Here is a 15,427-nt window from a genome sequence, read left to right as displayed (position 1 = left end):
CCGCCTCCCAACACCATCCAAATTCGCTGTCCCTAGAGATTCACAAAGCCAGACGACAAGGGCGACGACAAGAAGATTGTCGTCGAGGGGGCACCTGCCGCCCCGAAGCACGCCCCGCCACTGCAGATCGGTACCGCCTACGAGTGGGCAGGCGAGGACGACGACGGCCCGTACAAGGGCACCAGGACCTCCACTACGCCCCCTTCGACGGCTCCTTCCACTGCGCAACCTCGACATCCGGCGCCGCGGCACCCTCAAGGCCTGGTCGAGCGGGCGAACGGCTATCTGGAGACATCGTTCTTGCCGGGCCGGGTGTTCAGCTCGGCCGCGGACTTCAACGTCCAGCTGGCCGACTGGCTCACCAAGGCCAACCGGCGCATTCATCGCACTTTGCAGGCCCGGCCGTGCGACCGGCTCGAAGCCGACCGGTCGAGGATGCTGTCGCTGCCGCCCGTCGCTCCGCTGGGCTGGTGGAAGGCGTCGCTGCGGCTGCCGCGGGACCACTATGTCCGCCTGGACACCTGCGATTACTCCGTCCACCCACTCGCCATCGGCCGCCGCATCGAGGTCGCCGCCGACCTCGACCAGGTCCTGGTGACCTGCGACGGAGTCGAGGTCGCCCGCCATGCCCGCAGCTGGGCCAGGCACCAGACGATCACCGATCCCGACCATGCCGCCGCTGCCGCGGCCGGCCGCAGGAAGGCCGCCACGAAGCAGGCCCCTGCGGACCTCACCGAGGTTGAGGAGCGGTCGCTCGACTCCTATGACCGCCTCTTCGGCGTCATCGACGGCGGATTGACAACCGGTGAAGGGGCAGCGTGATGAGCTCGAACAACACGAAGCAGGCGGGCAGCAACCGCGATGTCACATCCGAACTCATCTATCTCACCAAGGCGTTGAAGGCTCCGGCTCTGCGAGATGCGGCCGCCCGGCTCGCTGATCGAGCCCGTTCGGAAGAGTGGGGCCACGAGGAGTATCTGGCCACCTGCCTGCAGCGGCAGGTCGCCGCCCGTGACTCCCACGGCGCTGAAGGGCGCATCCGCGCGGCTCGTTTCCCTTCCCGCAAGTCGCTCGAGGACTTCGACTTCGACCACCAGCGGTCGGTCAAACGCGAGGTCATCTCTCACCTCGGGACGCTCGACTTCGTCGTGGGAAAGGAGAACGTGATCTTTCTGGGGCCGCCCGGAACCGGCAAGACTCACCTGGCCACCGGGCTGGGGATCAGAGCTTGCCAGGCCGGTCACCGGGTCGCGTTTGCCACCGCCGCCCAGTGGGTCACCCGCCTCGCCGAAGCCCACGCAGCCGGCCGCCTCAGCGACGAGCTCACCCGCCTCGGCCGGATCCCGCTGATCGTGGTCGACGAAGTGGTATACATCCCGTTCGAGCCCGAGGCCGCGAACCTATTCTTTCAGTTCATCTCAGGCAGATACGAACGCGCGTCCGTGATCGTCACGAGCAACAAGCCCTTCGGACGCTGGGGGGAGGTCCTCGGCGACGACACCGTCGCCGCAGCCATGATCGACCGCCTGGTCCACCACTCGTTTGACAGTCCCCCCGTCCCTGGAATCAAGGCTTGGGCGCAGAAGCCAAGGCCCAGTTCTTCCTCGCGTACATCTACGCGCCTCTAAGTGGCCTTGAGGCAAGACGAAGCCCTGGACAGATGTGACGGCCGTCCAGGGCTTGGCCCAGCCACTCCGAAGTGGGAGCGCTTAGGAGTTAACACGGTCCAGTCTGAGGCCGGACGGGAGTTGGGCTGGTGTCCGTGGGCCGCGTGTCGCGCGACTGTGCAAGTACTGGCCGGAAGCTTCTCGTTTGAAACCGCCAGTCATGCGTGGCCCGTATCGGCCGGTGGACGGCAACGACACTCGTAAGGGTGAGCTTGTCGGGTGTGGAGGCGGGCATGTGCAGGTGATGGGATTCTTCGGAGCCACTGAACGTGCCCTGGAGCAGTGGACGACGACCGCGTGGCGGCTACTGTTTCCGACGAGAGGGCGGTAGTTGGAGGTCGTGGCGATACTGCACCGACGGTGCGACGACAATGCATTGATCCTTGGGCGCCAGCGCGTCCTGGCACCCAACGCCTACATCGTCGAACTGCTACCCGAGATCCACCGCCAGCTCGCGGCCAGCGCAAGTCCACTCGAGCTGCATCTTGTGAACCAGGTGTGCCGGCATGCCGCAGAGCAGGGCTATACGTTCGCAGGGCCCGTGGTCGTAGACCTGCGCCCTGCAGCAGGCGCGACGCCTCGGTTCCGTATTCATAGCCGCATCGCGCCCGCCGAACCCCAGGCTCCCCAGCTGGCCACTTGGACGTGAACAGCAGACGATCGGCGACGACCGCTACCGAGCGTCGGCGGCAACGTTCGGCGCCGCACCTCCCTCCCGGCAGCGTTTCGCCGCAGAGGGCTCTGAGGAACAGGACTGCCCTCTGGGTCGGGCTCAGTGGTCGGTGAGCATGCCCGCCCGGAGCTTGGCCAGGATGCGGTTGAGGAGTCGGGAGACGTGCATCTGCGAGATGCCGAGCTCGTTGCCGATGTCGGCCTGCGTCATCTCCTGGCCGAAGCGCATCTGCAGGATGCGGCGCTCGCGGTCGTCCAGCTGTCCGAGCAGCGGCGCGAGAGCGTGCAGGTTCTCCGTCAGTTCCATCGCGGGGTCGATGTCGCCGAGGATGTCGGCGATGGCGCGGCCGCCGGTGCCGGTGGGGGCGTCGTCGTTGTCGGTGTTCGGGGTGTCGAGGGAGCCGGCGGTGTAGCCGTTGGCGGCGACCAGGCCCTCGATGATCTCGTCCTCGCTGAGGTCGAGCAGCTCGGCGAGTTCCTTGACCGTCGGGTCGCGGTCGAGCATGCCGGCCAGTTCGTCGCGGGCCTTGGTGAGTTCGGTGCGGAGTTCCTGGAGCCGGCGGGGCACATGGACGGCCCAGCTGGTGTCGCGGAAGTAGCGCTTGATCTCGCCGACGATGTACGGCACCGCGAAGGTGGTGAACTCGACCTCCCGGGACAGTTCGAAGCGGTCGATGGCCTTGATCAGGCCGATGGTGCCGACCTGCGTGATGTCCTCCATCTCGCCGTTGCCGCGGTTACGGAATCGGCGTGCGGCGAACTGAACGAGCGAGAGGTTCATCTCGATGAGGGTGTTGCGCGCGTACTGGTATTCGGGTGTGCCCTCTTCGAGGGTCTGCAGCCGGTCGAAGAAGACCTTGGACAGGCTCTTCGCATCCCTCGGCGCGATCTTGCCGGCATCCTCGACCCACGGCAGGTCGCCCACCCACTGCGGGGCCCCGGCCGTCGACTCTGCCGAGTTTGGCAGGCTCCGATGCATGAGCTGCGACATAACGGTTCCCTCCCTTTCCCCGGTGTGGCATGCACCGCCTGCCCGGACGAGCGGCGTCATCCACAAGATCTGTCGTGCGTACTTCCTGCGTCCCCTGGTAGGCCGCTTAGGCCGGCGGACAGCGAGCCGACCCAGGATCCTGAGGACCTTCCGGGCACGCCACTCCACTGCCTTCCTCAAATGCTGTTGCCGGGGAGACGTTAACCAAGAGGTAGACCGAATGTCTACTTCCGCCATGGCAGATTTTCTGTGTGGAGAAAGCCGGACTTCTGTCTCCTGGCCACTCGGTCCGCACCAGCGACCGGCGGGGCGTGAGGCCGCGCGTGGGCCGACCGTCGCGGGCGCGGTGAGAGGGCCGATGACCGCCTCGGCGGCATGCCGACCAGGTTGTGTCCGTCGATGACGAGCAGTCGGCGGACCGTTGAGGGTTTTCGCCTCGGCCGGCTGCATCGCGAACTTGATCGACACTTCAGCCCGGGGGCCGAGGACACCGCCGATGGCGGCTGTACCTACGCCGAGCATGGGCGACGACGCCCCGGCGATGGATTTGTTCGAGGGCATGCACGCGCTGGCCCCTCTCCCCGAGCAGCTGGATGACCGCTAGGGGAAGATCATTGAGATGCGATTCGGTCAGGAGCTCACCCAGGCACGGATGGGCGAGGAACTGGGCATCTCCCAGATGCGCGCATCCCGGCTCCTCGGCCACACACCCTGACTCGGCCTCCGCGAAGGCCTCTTGGCCCACGGCTGGGGGCGTGTGACAGCGGGCGCGATGACCGCTGGCCGGTGGTGGACTCCACCGTGCGGTTTATAGGGCGCTCCTGAGCGAGGCCCCCTGAGCCGTCGGCTGTCTGATGCGAACGGCTGAGCACGATGATGGGGCTCTGGCCTTGCAACGTGGCTACCCTGCGGGTGGCAACCGGGCCACTGGCTTTGCAATATGCCAAGCCCGCCTGCCCGTCGTGGCATGAGGTGTGGGCTTGCCGGGCGAAGCGTGTGCTTTTCCGTTTGCTGGCCGACTGCGTCTACCACAACGTCCCTGTCGAACTCACGAAGGAAGACCGGACTGGGCAGACGCTGCAGCTCCGCCGAGGCCACGACACCCACCCCGGGCCACACTCTGGCTGCCCCGCCTTGCCGGCCGAGCCGATTCCGTTTGAAGGAGATCCGCCGCTTGGCGCCGTCTGAGCTTGGCTCATTCGCCTCCGGGTCGCCTGATGGCCGGCAGGACGGGGGACTGGTCGACCTCGACCCGCACGCCACGAAGCAACTCGAGCTGGCGATCCCCGTCTCCCGGCGCAACGGGGCATCTCCCGGCCTGGGCAACGACAGGCCAGTCAACGCCAGTTGGCGTGGCACTCGCTATCGCTTGCCGATGATGCGTCCGTGCGGGTCTGGTTGAGGGCGAGGCGGGCCCGGCCAAGCGGTCGGACAGGCGGATGCCGGTGCCGAGCAGCATGGGTGCGAGGGGAATTGAGAACTTATCGATCAGGCCGCTGTCCAGGTACTCCTGGATCGTCTCGGCGCCGCCGGCGATGCGGATGTCGCGGCCGCACGCGGCCTTGGTTCGCCTGGTCAACCAGCGCCAATTGCGCGGAACACCCGCTTCTGCGGGGTGAATCCACCGCATTGATACGAGCCTCCTACGACCGCCAGCGGCAGCACATGAATCCCGCCGACGTTCCCACGGCACACACGGTGGTGGGGCAAGCGCACCGGCTGCTCCGGCTGCTTCACGCCGGCTGCCAGATCCGGGACAGGGCCGTCGGGGTGAGTACCTGCTCGGGCGTGCCCTGCCCGACCAGCCGTCCGTCGCTGAGGAGCAGGCAGGCGTCGGCCGAGCGGGCGGCCTCCAGGTCGTGCGTCGCCTGGACGACGGTCGTGCCGTCGGCGACCAGATCCGTCAGCAGGGCCGTGATCCGCTCGCGGGCTTCGGGGTCGAGCCCGGTGGTCGGCTCGTCCAGGAGCAGAAGGTCGGACTGCTGGGCGAGGCCCTGGGCGATCAGGACGCGCTGACGTTGCCCACCGGACAATTCGCCGAGCTGGCGGGCGCCGAGGCCGGCGACGCCCAGTCGTTCCATGGCGGAGTCGACCACGGTCCGGTCCTGCCGGGTCAGCCGTCGCCACAGCCCCCGCTCGTCCCAGCGACCCATCTGCACGGTCTGCCGCGCCGTGAGGGGGAGTGTGTCGCCGACGGCGCCGCGCTGCGGGACGAAGGCCGGTGGGCGGCCTTCCGCGTACTGGAGATGCCCGCCTGTGGCATCGATCACGCCGGCGAGTACGCCCAGCAGCGTGGACTTCCCGCTGCCATTCGGTCCGACGAGCGCCGTCATCGCCAAGGCCGGTATACGAGCACTGAGTTGACGGAGTACCGGACGGCCGGGGTAACCCGCGTCCAGGTCGCTGAACCGGATGCGCACGTTCCTTGGCTCGTCGCTGGGTGGCGCCGGTGGGTGTTTTTTGAACATGGTTGTCATTGTAGGGTCCTCGTATGGAGTGGTTGACGGCGCCTTTCGAGGTGGCCTTTGTGCAGCGGGCCCTGTGGGCCGGGATTCTGGTGTCGGCGATATGTGCCCTGGCGGGGACATGGGTGGTGCTGAGGGGGATGGCGTTCCTCGGTGACGCCATGTCCCACGGCCTCTTGCCGGGCGTCGCGGTCGCCGCGCTGCTCGGCGGCAACCTGCTGGTGGGGGCTGTGGTGAGTGCGGCCGTCATGACGGCCGGTGTCACCGCCCTGGGCCGCACTCCGAGGCTGTCCCAGGACACCGGTATCGGCCTGCTCTTCGTCGGCATGCTGTCCCTCGGCGTCATCATCGTGTCGCGCTCGCAGTCGTTCGCCGTGGACCTCACCGGGTTCCTCTTCGGCGACGTCCTCGCCGTACGCGAGAGCGACCTGGTCCTCCTAGGGGTGGCGCTGCTGCTGGCACTGGTCGTCTCAGTGCTCGGTCACCGTGCCTTCCTGGTCCTCGCGTTCGACGAGCGCAAGGCCCGGACGCTCGGCCTGCGTCCCCGACTGGCGCACGCCGTGCTGCTCGGTCTGCTCGCCCTGGCCATCGTCGCCTCCTTCCACATCGTGGGCACGCTGCTCGTCCTCGGCTTGCTCATCGCCCCACCTGCGGCAGCCCTGCCCTGGGCGCGCAGCGTCCGCGGCGTCATGGTCCTCGCCGCGGTCCTCGGTGCGGCCGCCACCTTCGGCGGCCTGCTGCTCTCCTGGCACCTGAGCACCGCGGCAGGCGCGACCGTCTCGGCCCTCGCGGTCAGCCTCTTCTTCCTGTCCCACCTGGCATCCGGCTTCCAGCACCGACATCGTGGACGCCGCGCCGACCTCCCCGCCCGGACCGCCACATTCACCGCGAACGCCCCCACGACCCGACCGAACGAAACCTGAGGCGATCTCCTTGTTCGTCCGAAGAAACGTCACACCCCTGATGCCGGCACTCCTGTCCATGGTCCTGCTGACCGCGGGATGCGCGGGCCAGGATGACGCCAAGTCCAGCCCCGAGAGCCCTACTTCCCCCACCACCCCCCACGGTTACGTCGACGGCGCCACCGAGGCCGCCGAGCAGCAGTCCCGGCTCCTTCTCGGCGACGCCGGCACCGGCGACACCCGAGTGCTGGACCTCATCACGGGCAAGATCCACGACACCACGCGCAGAGCTGGTGTCACCGAACTCACCACGGACGGCCGTTTCGGCTACTTCCACGGCGCCGACGGTACCCACGTCCTCGACAGCGGCGCATGGATGGTCGACCACAAAGACCATGTGCACTACTACCGCGCGAAGATCCAGGAGTTGGGCGAACTCCCGGGCGGCACCGGCACAAGCATCCGCAGCGACGCGGGCGTAACCGTCGTCACGGCAACGGAGGGTAAGGCGGGCGTATACCCTCGCGCAGATCTGGAGAAGGGCGCCCCCGGCACCCCCGACCAGCTCCCGGGCACCTACGCCGGCCCCGTCGTGCCGTACGCGGAACACCTGGTCGCCCTCACGCGCGACGGCGACGCTCCCGCGAAGGTCGTCGTGCTCGACCGGTCCGGCAAACGCGTCGCCACTCCGGAGTCCGAATGCGAGGACCCGAAGGGCGATGCGGTCACCCGGCGGGGAATCGTCCTCGGCTGCGCCGACGGCGCCCTGCTCGTCCACGAGGACGGCGGTACCTTCACCGCCGAGAAGATCCCGTATGGCGAGGACGTGCCGAAGACGGAGCGGGCCACCGATTTCCGGCACCGGCCGGACAGCACCATGCTCACAGCACCCGCGGGGCAGGACGCCGTCTGGGTGCTGGACGTCACCGAGCGTGCCTGGAAGCGGGTGGAGACCGGCCCCGTCGTCGCCGCCAACACTGCCGGTGAAGGCTCCCCGCTCGTCGTCCTGGAGACCGACAGAGCCCTGCACGGCTATGACATATCCACCGGCAAGGAGACCACGGTCACCGCACGTCTGCTGCAGGACCTGCCCAAGGCCGCCACCGACGGAGCCGCGACACCGGTGATCGAAGTCGACCGGAGCCGTGCCTACCTCAACGATCCCGCGGGCAAGCGCGTGTACGAGATCGACTACAACGACAACCTCCGTGTCGCGCGTACCTTCGACCTCGACATGCGGCCGTCCCTGATGGTGGAGACAGGCCGATGAGCGCGCGTGCGCGAGCCGCGCGGGTGCGCGCCCTGCTGCTGAGCCTGGTCACCTTCTGCGTCGTCGCCGGTACGGCGACCGGCTGCGGGGGCGGCGACGAGCAGCCCCGGGTCGTGGTGACGACCAACATTCTCGGTGACATCACCCGGGAGATCGTCGGCGACGAGGCGGACGTCAGCGTCCTGATGAAGCCCAACGCCGACCCGCACTCCTTCGGCCTGTCGGCCGTCCAGGCCGCCGAACTGGAGAATGCGGACCTGGTCGTCTACAACGGCCTGGGCCTGGAGGAGAACGTCCTGCGGCACGTGGAGGCGGCTCGCGCATCGGGAGTGGCCACCTTCGCGGCCGGCGAGGCGGCCGATCCCCTGGCCTTCCATGTCGGCGAGGAGGGCGGTCCCGACGACGAGGCCGGCGAGCCGGACCCGCACTTCTGGACCGACCCCGACCGCGTGCGCAAGGCGGCCGGACTGATCGCGGATCAGGTGGTCGAGCACGTCGACGGCGTGCGCGAGAAGGCCGTCCGGGACAACGCAGCACACTACGACGGACAACTCGCCGACCTCACCACCTGGATGGAGAAGTCCTTCGCGACCATCCCCGAGGGCCGCCGTGCCCTGGTGACCAACCATCACGTCTTCGGATACCTGGCCGAACGCTTCGGCTTCCGGGTGATCGGCGCGGTCATCCCGAGCGGCACGACACTCGCCTCACCCAGCTCATCCGACCTGCGCTCCCTCACCCAGGCCATGGAGAAGGCCAAGGTGCGCACCGTCTTCGCCGACTCCTCCCAGACCACCCGGCTGGCCGAGGTCCTGCGCCAGGAAATGGGCGGTGACGTGGACGTCGTCTCGCTCTACTCCGAGTCGCTGACCCAGAAGAGCAAGGGCGCCGGCACCTACCTGGAAATGATGCGCGCCAACACCTCGGCCATAGCCGAGAGCCTCGCTGACTGACCCCCTTCCCATCCCCGGGGGCCGGCGTACCGCCGGCCGCTGCACCACCCAATCCCGTGCCCTCAGGGCCGGAGAGGACATACACACAATGAACAGGTCGATACGCGCCAGAATGCTCACGGGCACGGCCCTCGCCCTGACGACGTCCATGGCGCTGACCGCCTGCGGCGGCAGCGACGACGCCTCGTCCGACGCCGAGCAGACCAAGCAGACGAAGAGCAGCAAGGCCACCGCGGTCAAGAACCCGCTCGTCGCCTCCTACGACGGGGGACTGTACGTCCTCGACGGCAAGACCCTGAAGCTCGCGAAGACCGTCGAGCTGGCCGGTTTCAACCGGGTCAACCCAGCAGGCGACGAGGACCACCTCGTCATCTCCACCGACAGCGGTTTCCGCATGTTCGACGCGGCCCGGCAGACCTTCACGGACGCCGAGTTCAAGGGCTCGAAGCCCGGCCACGTCGTGCGGCACGGCGGCAGGACGGCCCTGTTCACCGACGGTACGGGCGAGGTGAACGTCTTCGATCCCGCGGGCCTGGCCGGCGGGAAACAGCCGCAGGTCCGAAGCTACACCTCCGCCGAGCCCCACCACGGCGTCGCCATCGAACTGACCAACGGCGAACTCGTCAGCACCCTGGGTACCGAAGAGAAGCGCACCGGCGCCCTCGTCCTGGACAAGAACAACAAGGAGATCGCACGCGCCGAGAACTGCCCAGGTGTCCACGGCGAGGCGGCCGCCAAGGGCGAGGTGGTCGGTCTCGGCTGTGAGGACGGCGTCCTGCTCTACAAGGACGGCAAGTTCACCAAGGTCGACGCCCCCGACGACTACGCCCGCACCGGCAACCAGGCAGGCAGCGACGTCTCCCCGATCCTCCTGGGCGACTACAAGACCGACCCCGAGGCGGAACTGGAACGGCCGACCCGCATATCGTTGATCGACACCCGCACGGCGAAGATGAAGCTGGTCGACCTCGGCACCAGCTACTCCTTCCGCTCGCTCGCCCGTGGCCCGCACGGCGAAGCCCTCGTGCTCGGCACCAACGGTGTCCTCCACGTCATCGCCCCAGAGACCGGCAAGGTGGAGAAGAAGATCGCAGCAGTCGGCGACTGGACCGAGCCCCTGGACTGGCAGCAGCCCAGGCCCACCCTGTTCGTCCGCGACCACACGGCGTACATTTCTGAACCGGGCAAGCGCCAACTGCACGCCTTCGACCTGGACTCAGGTGAGAAGCTGACGTCCGTGACGCTGCCCAGGGGCACCAACGAACTGTCCGGGACGGTAGACGGTCACTAACCGGTCTCGCCCCATCACTCCCCACGAAGCGCCCGCCGGCCCTGGGCCGCGGGCGCTCCGTGCTGCCCGCCTCAGGAGCTCACGAGGGCCACAAGGAGCGTCGGCGTGCACCCCTCTGGCGACGTCGGTGGCCCTTTCCCGCCCGGCAGACCGGGTAGACAGTGAACGAGATCCTTACGGCTGCTGGCGGCCGCGCCCAGGAGATTTCTTCCCATCTGTCTCCCCGCACGGTTGAACAGCCCGGGCGTCAACTGCTTGTGCAGCGGGTCGCCGCAGCTCTTCTTCCTTCGTCTTCGTGGGTCGATGGGCCGACGATGCGCGGAAAGACGTGGGTCATGCGCAATCCGACTGCTCTGCGGCGCGGCGCGCTACGAGTGCACGGCGAGTCTCTGTCCAGCAGGCACGGGACGCCCTGGACCGTCTCGGCGACGGCGCCGGTTTGAGTTCCCTTCGCTCCTGCCTGATGGCAAGGCGCCTCCGCATACCTCAGGGTGCGCAGTCCTGTCAGCCGTCGTTCGAGTGCCTGCTCGGCGGCGTGTGGGTCCCCGCCTCGTGCGATCCAGTGTGCGGCCTCGTTCATCGCGCCCGATAGCAGTTGGGGCAGGGGCTCCACCGGCTGGTCGGCGATGATCCCGGCTGCGGCGAGCGCCACCAGGACATCTATGAGGTGCCGGCCGGAGGAGTCCTCGTCCAGGGCCCGCCACTCGCCCCAGCTGAGCACGGTCGGCGCGTCGAGGAGCAGGATTTTACGAACCGCCGGGTCGGTGCCCGCTGCCAGGAAGGCTTGGCAGCCGGCCCGGAGTTGCTCCCAGAGGTCCTCGTACTGCTCGGCCGCTGTCGCGACTTGCTCGCCCAGTTCCTGCTGGACCTCGGCGACGACGGCCCGGAAAAGTCGCGTGACCGCCCGCTGCTCTGCCGGCAGCTGGGCCTTGGGGCGCCCGCCGAATGCTTCAGCTCCTGCCGGGAGGCCCCGGGGGGCCGGCCTGGCAGCGGGGCCTCCTGGCAGGAGCGGTCCCGGTCACCGTCCGAAGACGGCGGCCGGGCCATCGGTCTCCGTATCGCGACCGCTGGCGCTGAGAGGGATCATGGTCCGGTCGGCGCGAGGATGCTGACCCGGTTCTGGTATTCGCGGCGGGCCTTGCGCTGGGCCGGGACCGCCGGGATGCCTTGGCCGCCGTCGAGCGGCTGGTAGCGGGCGAGGAGCCCGAGGCACACAGCAGGAACGGCGGGCCCGGAGGCATTTACCGAATCCCAGCGGCGAAGTGGATCACTGTGCTAACCAACCATGCTTGTTCACGCCGATAGCCGCTGTACCGATGTTCCCCGAGGCCGACTCAGCTGCGGCGAGGGTCGCACCGTCGCCTACCGGGTCACCGGTAGAGCGTCCACTTCTGGGAAGGACCGCCGGTGCACCTGGTGAGATTGACGTGGCGGATGCCGTTGCTGTCCTCCGGCTGCTCGCCGAGGCAAGTCTTTGTCACGTCGTTGATCAGCTGGAAGCCTGTGCTGGTGTAGTACGCATTCCACAAGGCTGCCGGGTCGCTGGACGAGCATGGCTTCATCGTTGCCTGACCGCCGCGGGCGACCAAACACAGCCTGCTACCCGCGTTTTGCCGCATTGCGGAGAGCTGGCCGATGGTGTCGTTCATCAGCCAGGTCTGGTACCCACCCTCGTTGCACCCCGTCGCGTAGGGCAGGGGCCCGTAGTCGGCCCGATAGTCCAGGCAATTGTGCGTGGCCTTGTTCTGCAGATGGTAGTAGGCCGGCGCGGCGTTTGCTGGCGGGGTATGCAGTCCCCACCCCAGTACAACGGCCGTACCCACGGCGGCAACTTTCTTCCTCAACCTAGTCCCCCTCGGTTTGTTCCGGCGGAACAAGGTGCCACGCGGAAGAGTTAAGCAGCGGATACCAGAGCTTCAGAAGGCCGCAGCCAAGCTTGGCTGGATCCTGCCAACACAGTCAGCAGGGCCGAGGAGCCCGCCGAACCTCACCGGAAGCCCGTCCCGGCACGATCGGACCGTAGCCAGCCCCGGCACCCGCCCGTCGATCTTTCCGCGAACCTCGGTGCGCTAACCGACCAATGCGCGCGGATTCTCGCCCTGGGCCGCTGCCGGAGCGATGCCTGTGGCGACGGCGATGGACCGGCATGACCGTCCGCGCCGGCGAACGGTCTTCTGTGGTCGCCAGGTGAGCGAGGTCCGGGCCGGACACGCCCCTGAGGGAACGTCTGGTGGTCCGCACTCCTGAGGTCTGTGCGGGCCACCGGTCGTGTTGGCCTGGGTGTTGTGGTCAGTGGTCGGAGGGCAGGCGTTCTCTGGTCTCGGCGTCGTGGGCAGGGCCGGTCGGTGAGAGGCGGATCATCCGGGAGGGCCTTGGTTTCCTTCCTTTTCCAGCTCGTCCGGCCGACTGCTACCTGGGCCGTCACGTCGGCGAGGGGGTCTTTCACGGGTAGTGCGATCTCGGGGGACTTGGAGTAACCGGTTGTCCTGCGTACCGACGGCGCTTTCTCCGTTCGCGTCGATGCGCAGATACTTCGCGTTGCGGTATGAGCCAACGAGGGCTGGCGGACGACGGAACGATTGCACGCGAAGGCGCACTGGACCGGGTGCCGCCAGTCTCCACACCTGTCGTGGAGGCAGCCCGGACGCGGATCGCTGAGACGTTCGACAGTGTGCGGCTGCACAGTGCCTACCTCTACGGCAGCATCCCCCGCGGCACCGGTCCACGGGTTACGTGGGTAACCTTGCCACCGGCCCCGAAGCTGTTCGCCGACGCGGCTACGACTAACAAGCATCGGCGCCTCCTGCGGGCCCGCGGCATCACACCGAAGATCGCTCTGGGCAAGGCTCGCTGGGTCGTCGAGGGACCGTCGCCTGGCTCCGCCAGTCCAAGCGACTTCGGATCCGCTGGGAGTTGCGCGCCGACCTATACCTCGCCTGCAACAGCATCTGCTTGAGACGACTCCGAACCTCATTCTCAAACGGTCGGTAAATGGCAGAGCTGGGCATCAACTGGCTCAACGCCGTCAAAGACCAGGTCGCGGGCATCGGGCAGATGGTCGTCCCGGGCACCCCACGCGACTCCCTGCACATCCTGGACGCGCTGCTGAACCTGGACGGCGGGGTCAAGCCGGAGATGGTGGCGACCGATAACGCCTCGTATTCCGACATGGTGTTCGGACTGTTCAAGATCCTCGGCTACAACTTCAGCCCGCGGCTTCGCGATCTGGGCGATCAGCGGTTCTGGCGGGCCACCATGCCCGGCGTCGAGACGGGCACGTACGGCGCGATGGAGAGCCTGGCCCGCAACCGCGTGAATCTGAACAAGGCGATCACGCGCTGGCCGGACATGCTGAAGGTCGCCGGTTCCCTGGTCACCAACCAGGTCCGCGCCTACGACCTGCTGCGCATGTTCGAGGGACACCCGACCCCGTTGGGGGCGGCGTTCGCGGAGTATGGGCGGATCGCCAAGACCGAGCACCTGCTGCGAGGCGACCCGGTCGACGACATCTACCGCCAGCAGATGAACCGCCAGCTTACCGTGCAGGAGTCGCGGCACAAGCTGGCCCGGATGTGTGTCACGGCAAGCGCGGCACCATCCACCAGGCGTACCGGGACGGGATGGAGGACCAGCTCGGGGCGCTCGGCCTGGTCCTCAACGCCATCGTGCTCTGGACCACGAAGTACATCGACGCCGCCGTTGCACAGCTCCATTCCGAGGGCCACGAGCGGTGAGGTGAGGACACCGCCCGGCTCTCCCCGCTCATGCACCGCGATCTGAACCTGATCGGACGCTACAGCTTCACCGCAAGCGTCCCGGCCGCCGGAGCCCTGCGTCCGATGCACGACCCGGACGCGCCGGAGCTGGACGAGGACGACGATGGCGGTGACCAGGAGTAGGCGCCGGCGGTGGTGGTCAGGGTGCGGAAATGTCGACGGACTTGCTCTTGAACTGGCCCGCGATGACGGTCTTCATCACGCGCTTGCCGACTTGGTTGCTGGTCAGCTTCTGTGTGAGGGCGCGAACCGTGATGTCCCGGCGGGTCTGGGGAACGAACATCGGCAGGCCGTCTGTGCGGCCGAGGTGTTGCTGGGTGGCGATGAAGGGCCGCAGCCTCTGGTCGTATTCGCGTAGGGCCCTGGTGATGTTGTCCGGGTTGCGTTGCAGGGTGGTCCCGAGGAAGTCGGCGCCGGCCAGAGCGCTGGAAGCGCCCATGCCGGAGTAGAGGGTCAGGCACCAGGCGGAGTCGCCGAGGAGGACGACGCGGTCGGTGTACCAGGCCGGCATCACCACCTGGTGGGTGGAGTCGAAGAGAACGTCGTCGGCCCGCTCGAACTGCGTCAGCAGGTTCTCCAGCACGGACCCGGTGGGCTCGGGTCCGAAGGCGTGGCGCAGAGACTCGACGGGCGGGCGGCGGAACTGGGCATCCTCGTCGTCGGTGCGGTAGTTGAAGAGCACGCCGGGCTGGTGGTCGGTGAAGGGGAAAACCCAGACGGAACGGCCGGGCTCGGCCAGGATCATGCCGTCGTTGGGGCGGAAGCCGGGCACAGGTTCCTTGAGGATGGTGGCGCCGATGATGTGGTGGAAGGGCTGCAGGTAATCGGAGTCCGGTCCGAAGGCCAGGCGGCGGACGGTGGAGCGCAGCCCGTCGGCGCCGACGACAAGGCCGAAACGTTCGGTGGTCTCGGTGGTGTTCTCGCCGGTGGTGGTGGCCAGGGTGACGTCCACGCCGTCGGGGTGCTCGTCGATGGCGACGGGGGTGGTGTTGTACCGGATCTCGGTCTTGGATGCGACCTGGTCGTAGAGGGCGGCTTCGATGTCCCCGCGGAGGAGGAGGCGGGGTTCGCCGGGGAGGTCGCCGTAGCCCATGCTGGGCCGGCGGCGGCCCCCGCGGTCGATGTCATAGGTCACGCTGGCGGGGTCGGTCCGGTTGCCGATGGCGTCGAGAACGCCCATCCGCTCAGCGGTCGCGCGGCCGGTCTCGAACAAGCCGATGAAATATCCGGCGGCACGGCGTCCGGGTGCGCGTTCGACGACCACGGGCTCCCAGCCGATCTCGTGCAGCCGCATGGCCGTGGCCAGTCCTCCGATACCCATGCCCACGATCAGGGCGCGAGGCTTGTTCATCAGGGTCTCTCCTCCGTGTGAGGGGCGGTCTTTGTGGGTTGGCGACGGTGCCCCGGCTGACTGACCGGCCTGCGGCGGGAGTGCTTCAT

The 15,427-nt window shown here is 67.9% G+C and carries 15 protein-coding genes and 2 pseudogenes; 10 read left to right on the top strand and 7 right to left on the bottom strand.

Going from position 1 to position 15,427, the window contains the following annotated elements; genetic code table 11:
* Nucleotides 1-300 precede the first annotated feature (300 nt).
* The 3 genes from ABTX78_RS28430 (at nt 301) to ABTX78_RS28420 (ending at nt 2,316) form a co-directional block, all read left to right on the top strand.
* Nucleotides 301-822 carry a Mu transposase domain-containing protein gene (locus tag ABTX78_RS28430; protein WP_502993989.1) on the top strand — a complete coding sequence of 174 codons (522 nt, stop codon included), beginning with the start codon at nt 301-303 and terminating at the stop codon, nt 820-822.
* On the top strand, nt 822-1,628 hold the full coding sequence (gene istB / locus ABTX78_RS28425; RefSeq protein WP_352209631.1) for an IS21-like element helper ATPase IstB: 807 nt from the start codon (nt 822-824) through the stop codon (nt 1,626-1,628). The genes ABTX78_RS28430 and istB overlap by 1 nt, the downstream gene beginning before the upstream one ends.
* Nucleotides 1,629-2,007: 379 nt before the next feature.
* A complete protein-coding gene (locus ABTX78_RS28420) occupies nt 2,008-2,316 on the top strand; it encodes an FhaA domain-containing protein (protein WP_352209630.1) in 309 nt (102 codons plus the stop codon).
* Nucleotides 2,317-2,439: 123 nt separating this feature from the next.
* Here ABTX78_RS28420 and ABTX78_RS28415 read toward each other — a convergent pair whose 3' ends face one another.
* Entirely contained in the window at nt 2,440-3,318 is an 879-nt protein-coding gene (locus ABTX78_RS28415; protein WP_352209682.1) for an RNA polymerase sigma factor SigF, read from the bottom strand.
* A 535-nt stretch (nt 3,319-3,853) separates the two neighbouring features.
* On the opposite strand from ABTX78_RS28415, the pseudogene ABTX78_RS28410 reads away from it, so the two are divergent.
* Nucleotides 3,854-4,045: pseudogene (locus ABTX78_RS28410) on the top strand (sigma factor-like helix-turn-helix DNA-binding protein); the annotation flags it as partial.
* Between the two features lie 480 nt (nt 4,046-4,525).
* Here the strand turns inward: ABTX78_RS28410 and ABTX78_RS28405 are convergent.
* Entirely contained in the window at nt 4,526-4,960 is a 435-nt protein-coding gene (locus ABTX78_RS28405) for a dihydrofolate reductase family protein (RefSeq protein WP_352209629.1), read from the bottom strand.
* Between the two features lie 103 nt (nt 4,961-5,063).
* Nucleotides 5,064-5,807 carry a zinc ABC transporter ATP-binding protein AztA gene (aztA, locus tag ABTX78_RS28400; protein WP_502993988.1) on the bottom strand — a complete coding sequence of 248 codons (744 nt, stop codon included), beginning with the start codon at nt 5,805-5,807 and terminating at the stop codon, nt 5,064-5,066.
* A 14-nt stretch (nt 5,808-5,821) separates the two neighbouring features.
* On the opposite strand from aztA, the gene aztB reads away from it, so the two are divergent.
* From aztB to aztD, 4 genes are all read left to right on the top strand, one after another.
* Nucleotides 5,822-6,718, top strand: coding sequence for a zinc ABC transporter permease AztB (aztB, locus tag ABTX78_RS28395; protein ID WP_352209627.1), 897 nt, complete (start codon nt 5,822-5,824; stop codon nt 6,716-6,718).
* A 40-nt stretch (nt 6,719-6,758) separates the two neighbouring features.
* On the top strand, nt 6,759-7,967 hold the full coding sequence (locus ABTX78_RS28390; RefSeq protein WP_352209626.1) for a hypothetical protein: 1,209 nt from the start codon (nt 6,759-6,761) through the stop codon (nt 7,965-7,967).
* The gene (gene aztC, locus ABTX78_RS28385; protein ID WP_352209625.1) at nt 7,964-8,920 is read left to right on the top strand and encodes a zinc ABC transporter substrate-binding protein AztC; all 957 of its coding nucleotides are present in this window, start codon (nt 7,964-7,966) and stop codon (nt 8,918-8,920) included. Before ABTX78_RS28390 ends, aztC begins: the two co-directional genes overlap by 4 nt.
* An 88-nt stretch (nt 8,921-9,008) precedes the next feature.
* Nucleotides 9,009-10,211 carry a zinc metallochaperone AztD gene (gene aztD / locus ABTX78_RS28380; RefSeq protein WP_352209624.1) on the top strand — a complete coding sequence of 401 codons (1,203 nt, stop codon included), beginning with the start codon at nt 9,009-9,011 and terminating at the stop codon, nt 10,209-10,211.
* A 247-nt stretch (nt 10,212-10,458) separates the two neighbouring features.
* On the opposite strand, the gene ABTX78_RS28375 is transcribed toward aztD, so the two are convergent.
* From ABTX78_RS28375 to ABTX78_RS28365, 3 genes are all read right to left on the bottom strand, one after another.
* On the bottom strand, nt 10,459-11,067 hold the full coding sequence (locus ABTX78_RS28375) for a TetR family C-terminal domain-containing protein (RefSeq protein WP_352209681.1): 609 nt from the start codon (nt 11,065-11,067) through the stop codon (nt 10,459-10,461).
* A 227-nt stretch (nt 11,068-11,294) separates the two neighbouring features.
* Nucleotides 11,295-11,426: a hypothetical protein gene (locus ABTX78_RS28370; protein WP_352209623.1), complete on the bottom strand. Its 132-nt coding sequence runs from the start codon at nt 11,424-11,426 to the stop codon at nt 11,295-11,297.
* A 155-nt stretch (nt 11,427-11,581) separates the two neighbouring features.
* The gene (locus ABTX78_RS28365) at nt 11,582-12,034 is read right to left on the bottom strand and encodes an RICIN domain-containing protein (protein WP_352209622.1); all 453 of its coding nucleotides are present in this window, start codon (nt 12,032-12,034) and stop codon (nt 11,582-11,584) included.
* A gap of 1,168 nt (nt 12,035-13,202) precedes the next feature.
* Between ABTX78_RS28365 and ABTX78_RS28355 the strand changes: the two are divergent.
* Both ABTX78_RS28355 and ABTX78_RS28350 read left to right on the top strand, forming a co-directional pair.
* Nucleotides 13,203-13,945, top strand: a pseudogene (locus ABTX78_RS28355) (Tn3 family transposase).
* Between the two features lie 30 nt (nt 13,946-13,975).
* Entirely contained in the window at nt 13,976-14,110 is a 135-nt protein-coding gene (locus ABTX78_RS28350; RefSeq protein WP_352209621.1) for a hypothetical protein, read from the top strand.
* Nucleotides 14,111-14,126: 16 nt separating this feature from the next.
* Here ABTX78_RS28350 and ABTX78_RS28345 read toward each other — a convergent pair whose 3' ends face one another.
* On the bottom strand, nt 14,127-15,338 hold the full coding sequence (locus ABTX78_RS28345) for an FAD-dependent monooxygenase (RefSeq protein WP_352209620.1): 1,212 nt from the start codon (nt 15,336-15,338) through the stop codon (nt 14,127-14,129).
* Nucleotides 15,339-15,427 lie beyond the last annotated feature (89 nt).

The sequence above is a fragment of the Streptomyces sp. NPDC096193 genome (assembly GCF_040302905.1).
Taxonomy (GTDB): Bacteria; Actinomycetota; Actinomycetes; order Streptomycetales; family Streptomycetaceae; genus Streptomyces.
This window is presented reverse-complemented; position numbering and strand designations above follow the sequence as displayed.

Bases quoted from the DNA above. Each gene is read 5' to 3' on its own strand.
- aztD (WP_352209624.1), top strand. From the start codon at position 9,009: ATGAACAGGTCGATACGCGCCAGAATGCTCACGGGCACGGCCCTCGCC.
- ABTX78_RS28350 (WP_352209621.1), top strand. From the start codon at position 13,976: ATGCACCGCGATCTGAACCTGATCGGACGCTACAGCTTCACCGCAAGC.
- aztB (WP_352209627.1), top strand. From the start codon at position 5,822: ATGGAGTGGTTGACGGCGCCTTTCGAGGTGGCCTTTGTGCAGCGGGCC.
- istB (WP_352209631.1), top strand. From the start codon at position 822: ATGAGCTCGAACAACACGAAGCAGGCGGGCAGCAACCGCGATGTCACA.
- ABTX78_RS28345 (WP_352209620.1), bottom strand. From the start codon at position 15,338: ATGAACAAGCCTCGCGCCCTGATCGTGGGCATGGGTATCGGAGGACTG.
- aztC (WP_352209625.1), top strand. From the start codon at position 7,964: ATGAGCGCGCGTGCGCGAGCCGCGCGGGTGCGCGCCCTGCTGCTGAGC.
- ABTX78_RS28415 (WP_352209682.1), bottom strand. From the start codon at position 3,318: ATGCATCGGAGCCTGCCAAACTCGGCAGAGTCGACGGCCGGGGCCCCG.
- ABTX78_RS28405 (WP_352209629.1), bottom strand. From the start codon at position 4,960: ATGCGGTGGATTCACCCCGCAGAAGCGGGTGTTCCGCGCAATTGGCGC.
- aztA (WP_502993988.1), bottom strand. From the start codon at position 5,807: ATGACAACCATGTTCAAAAAACACCCACCGGCGCCACCCAGCGACGAG.
- ABTX78_RS28390 (WP_352209626.1), top strand. From the start codon at position 6,759: ATGCCGGCACTCCTGTCCATGGTCCTGCTGACCGCGGGATGCGCGGGC.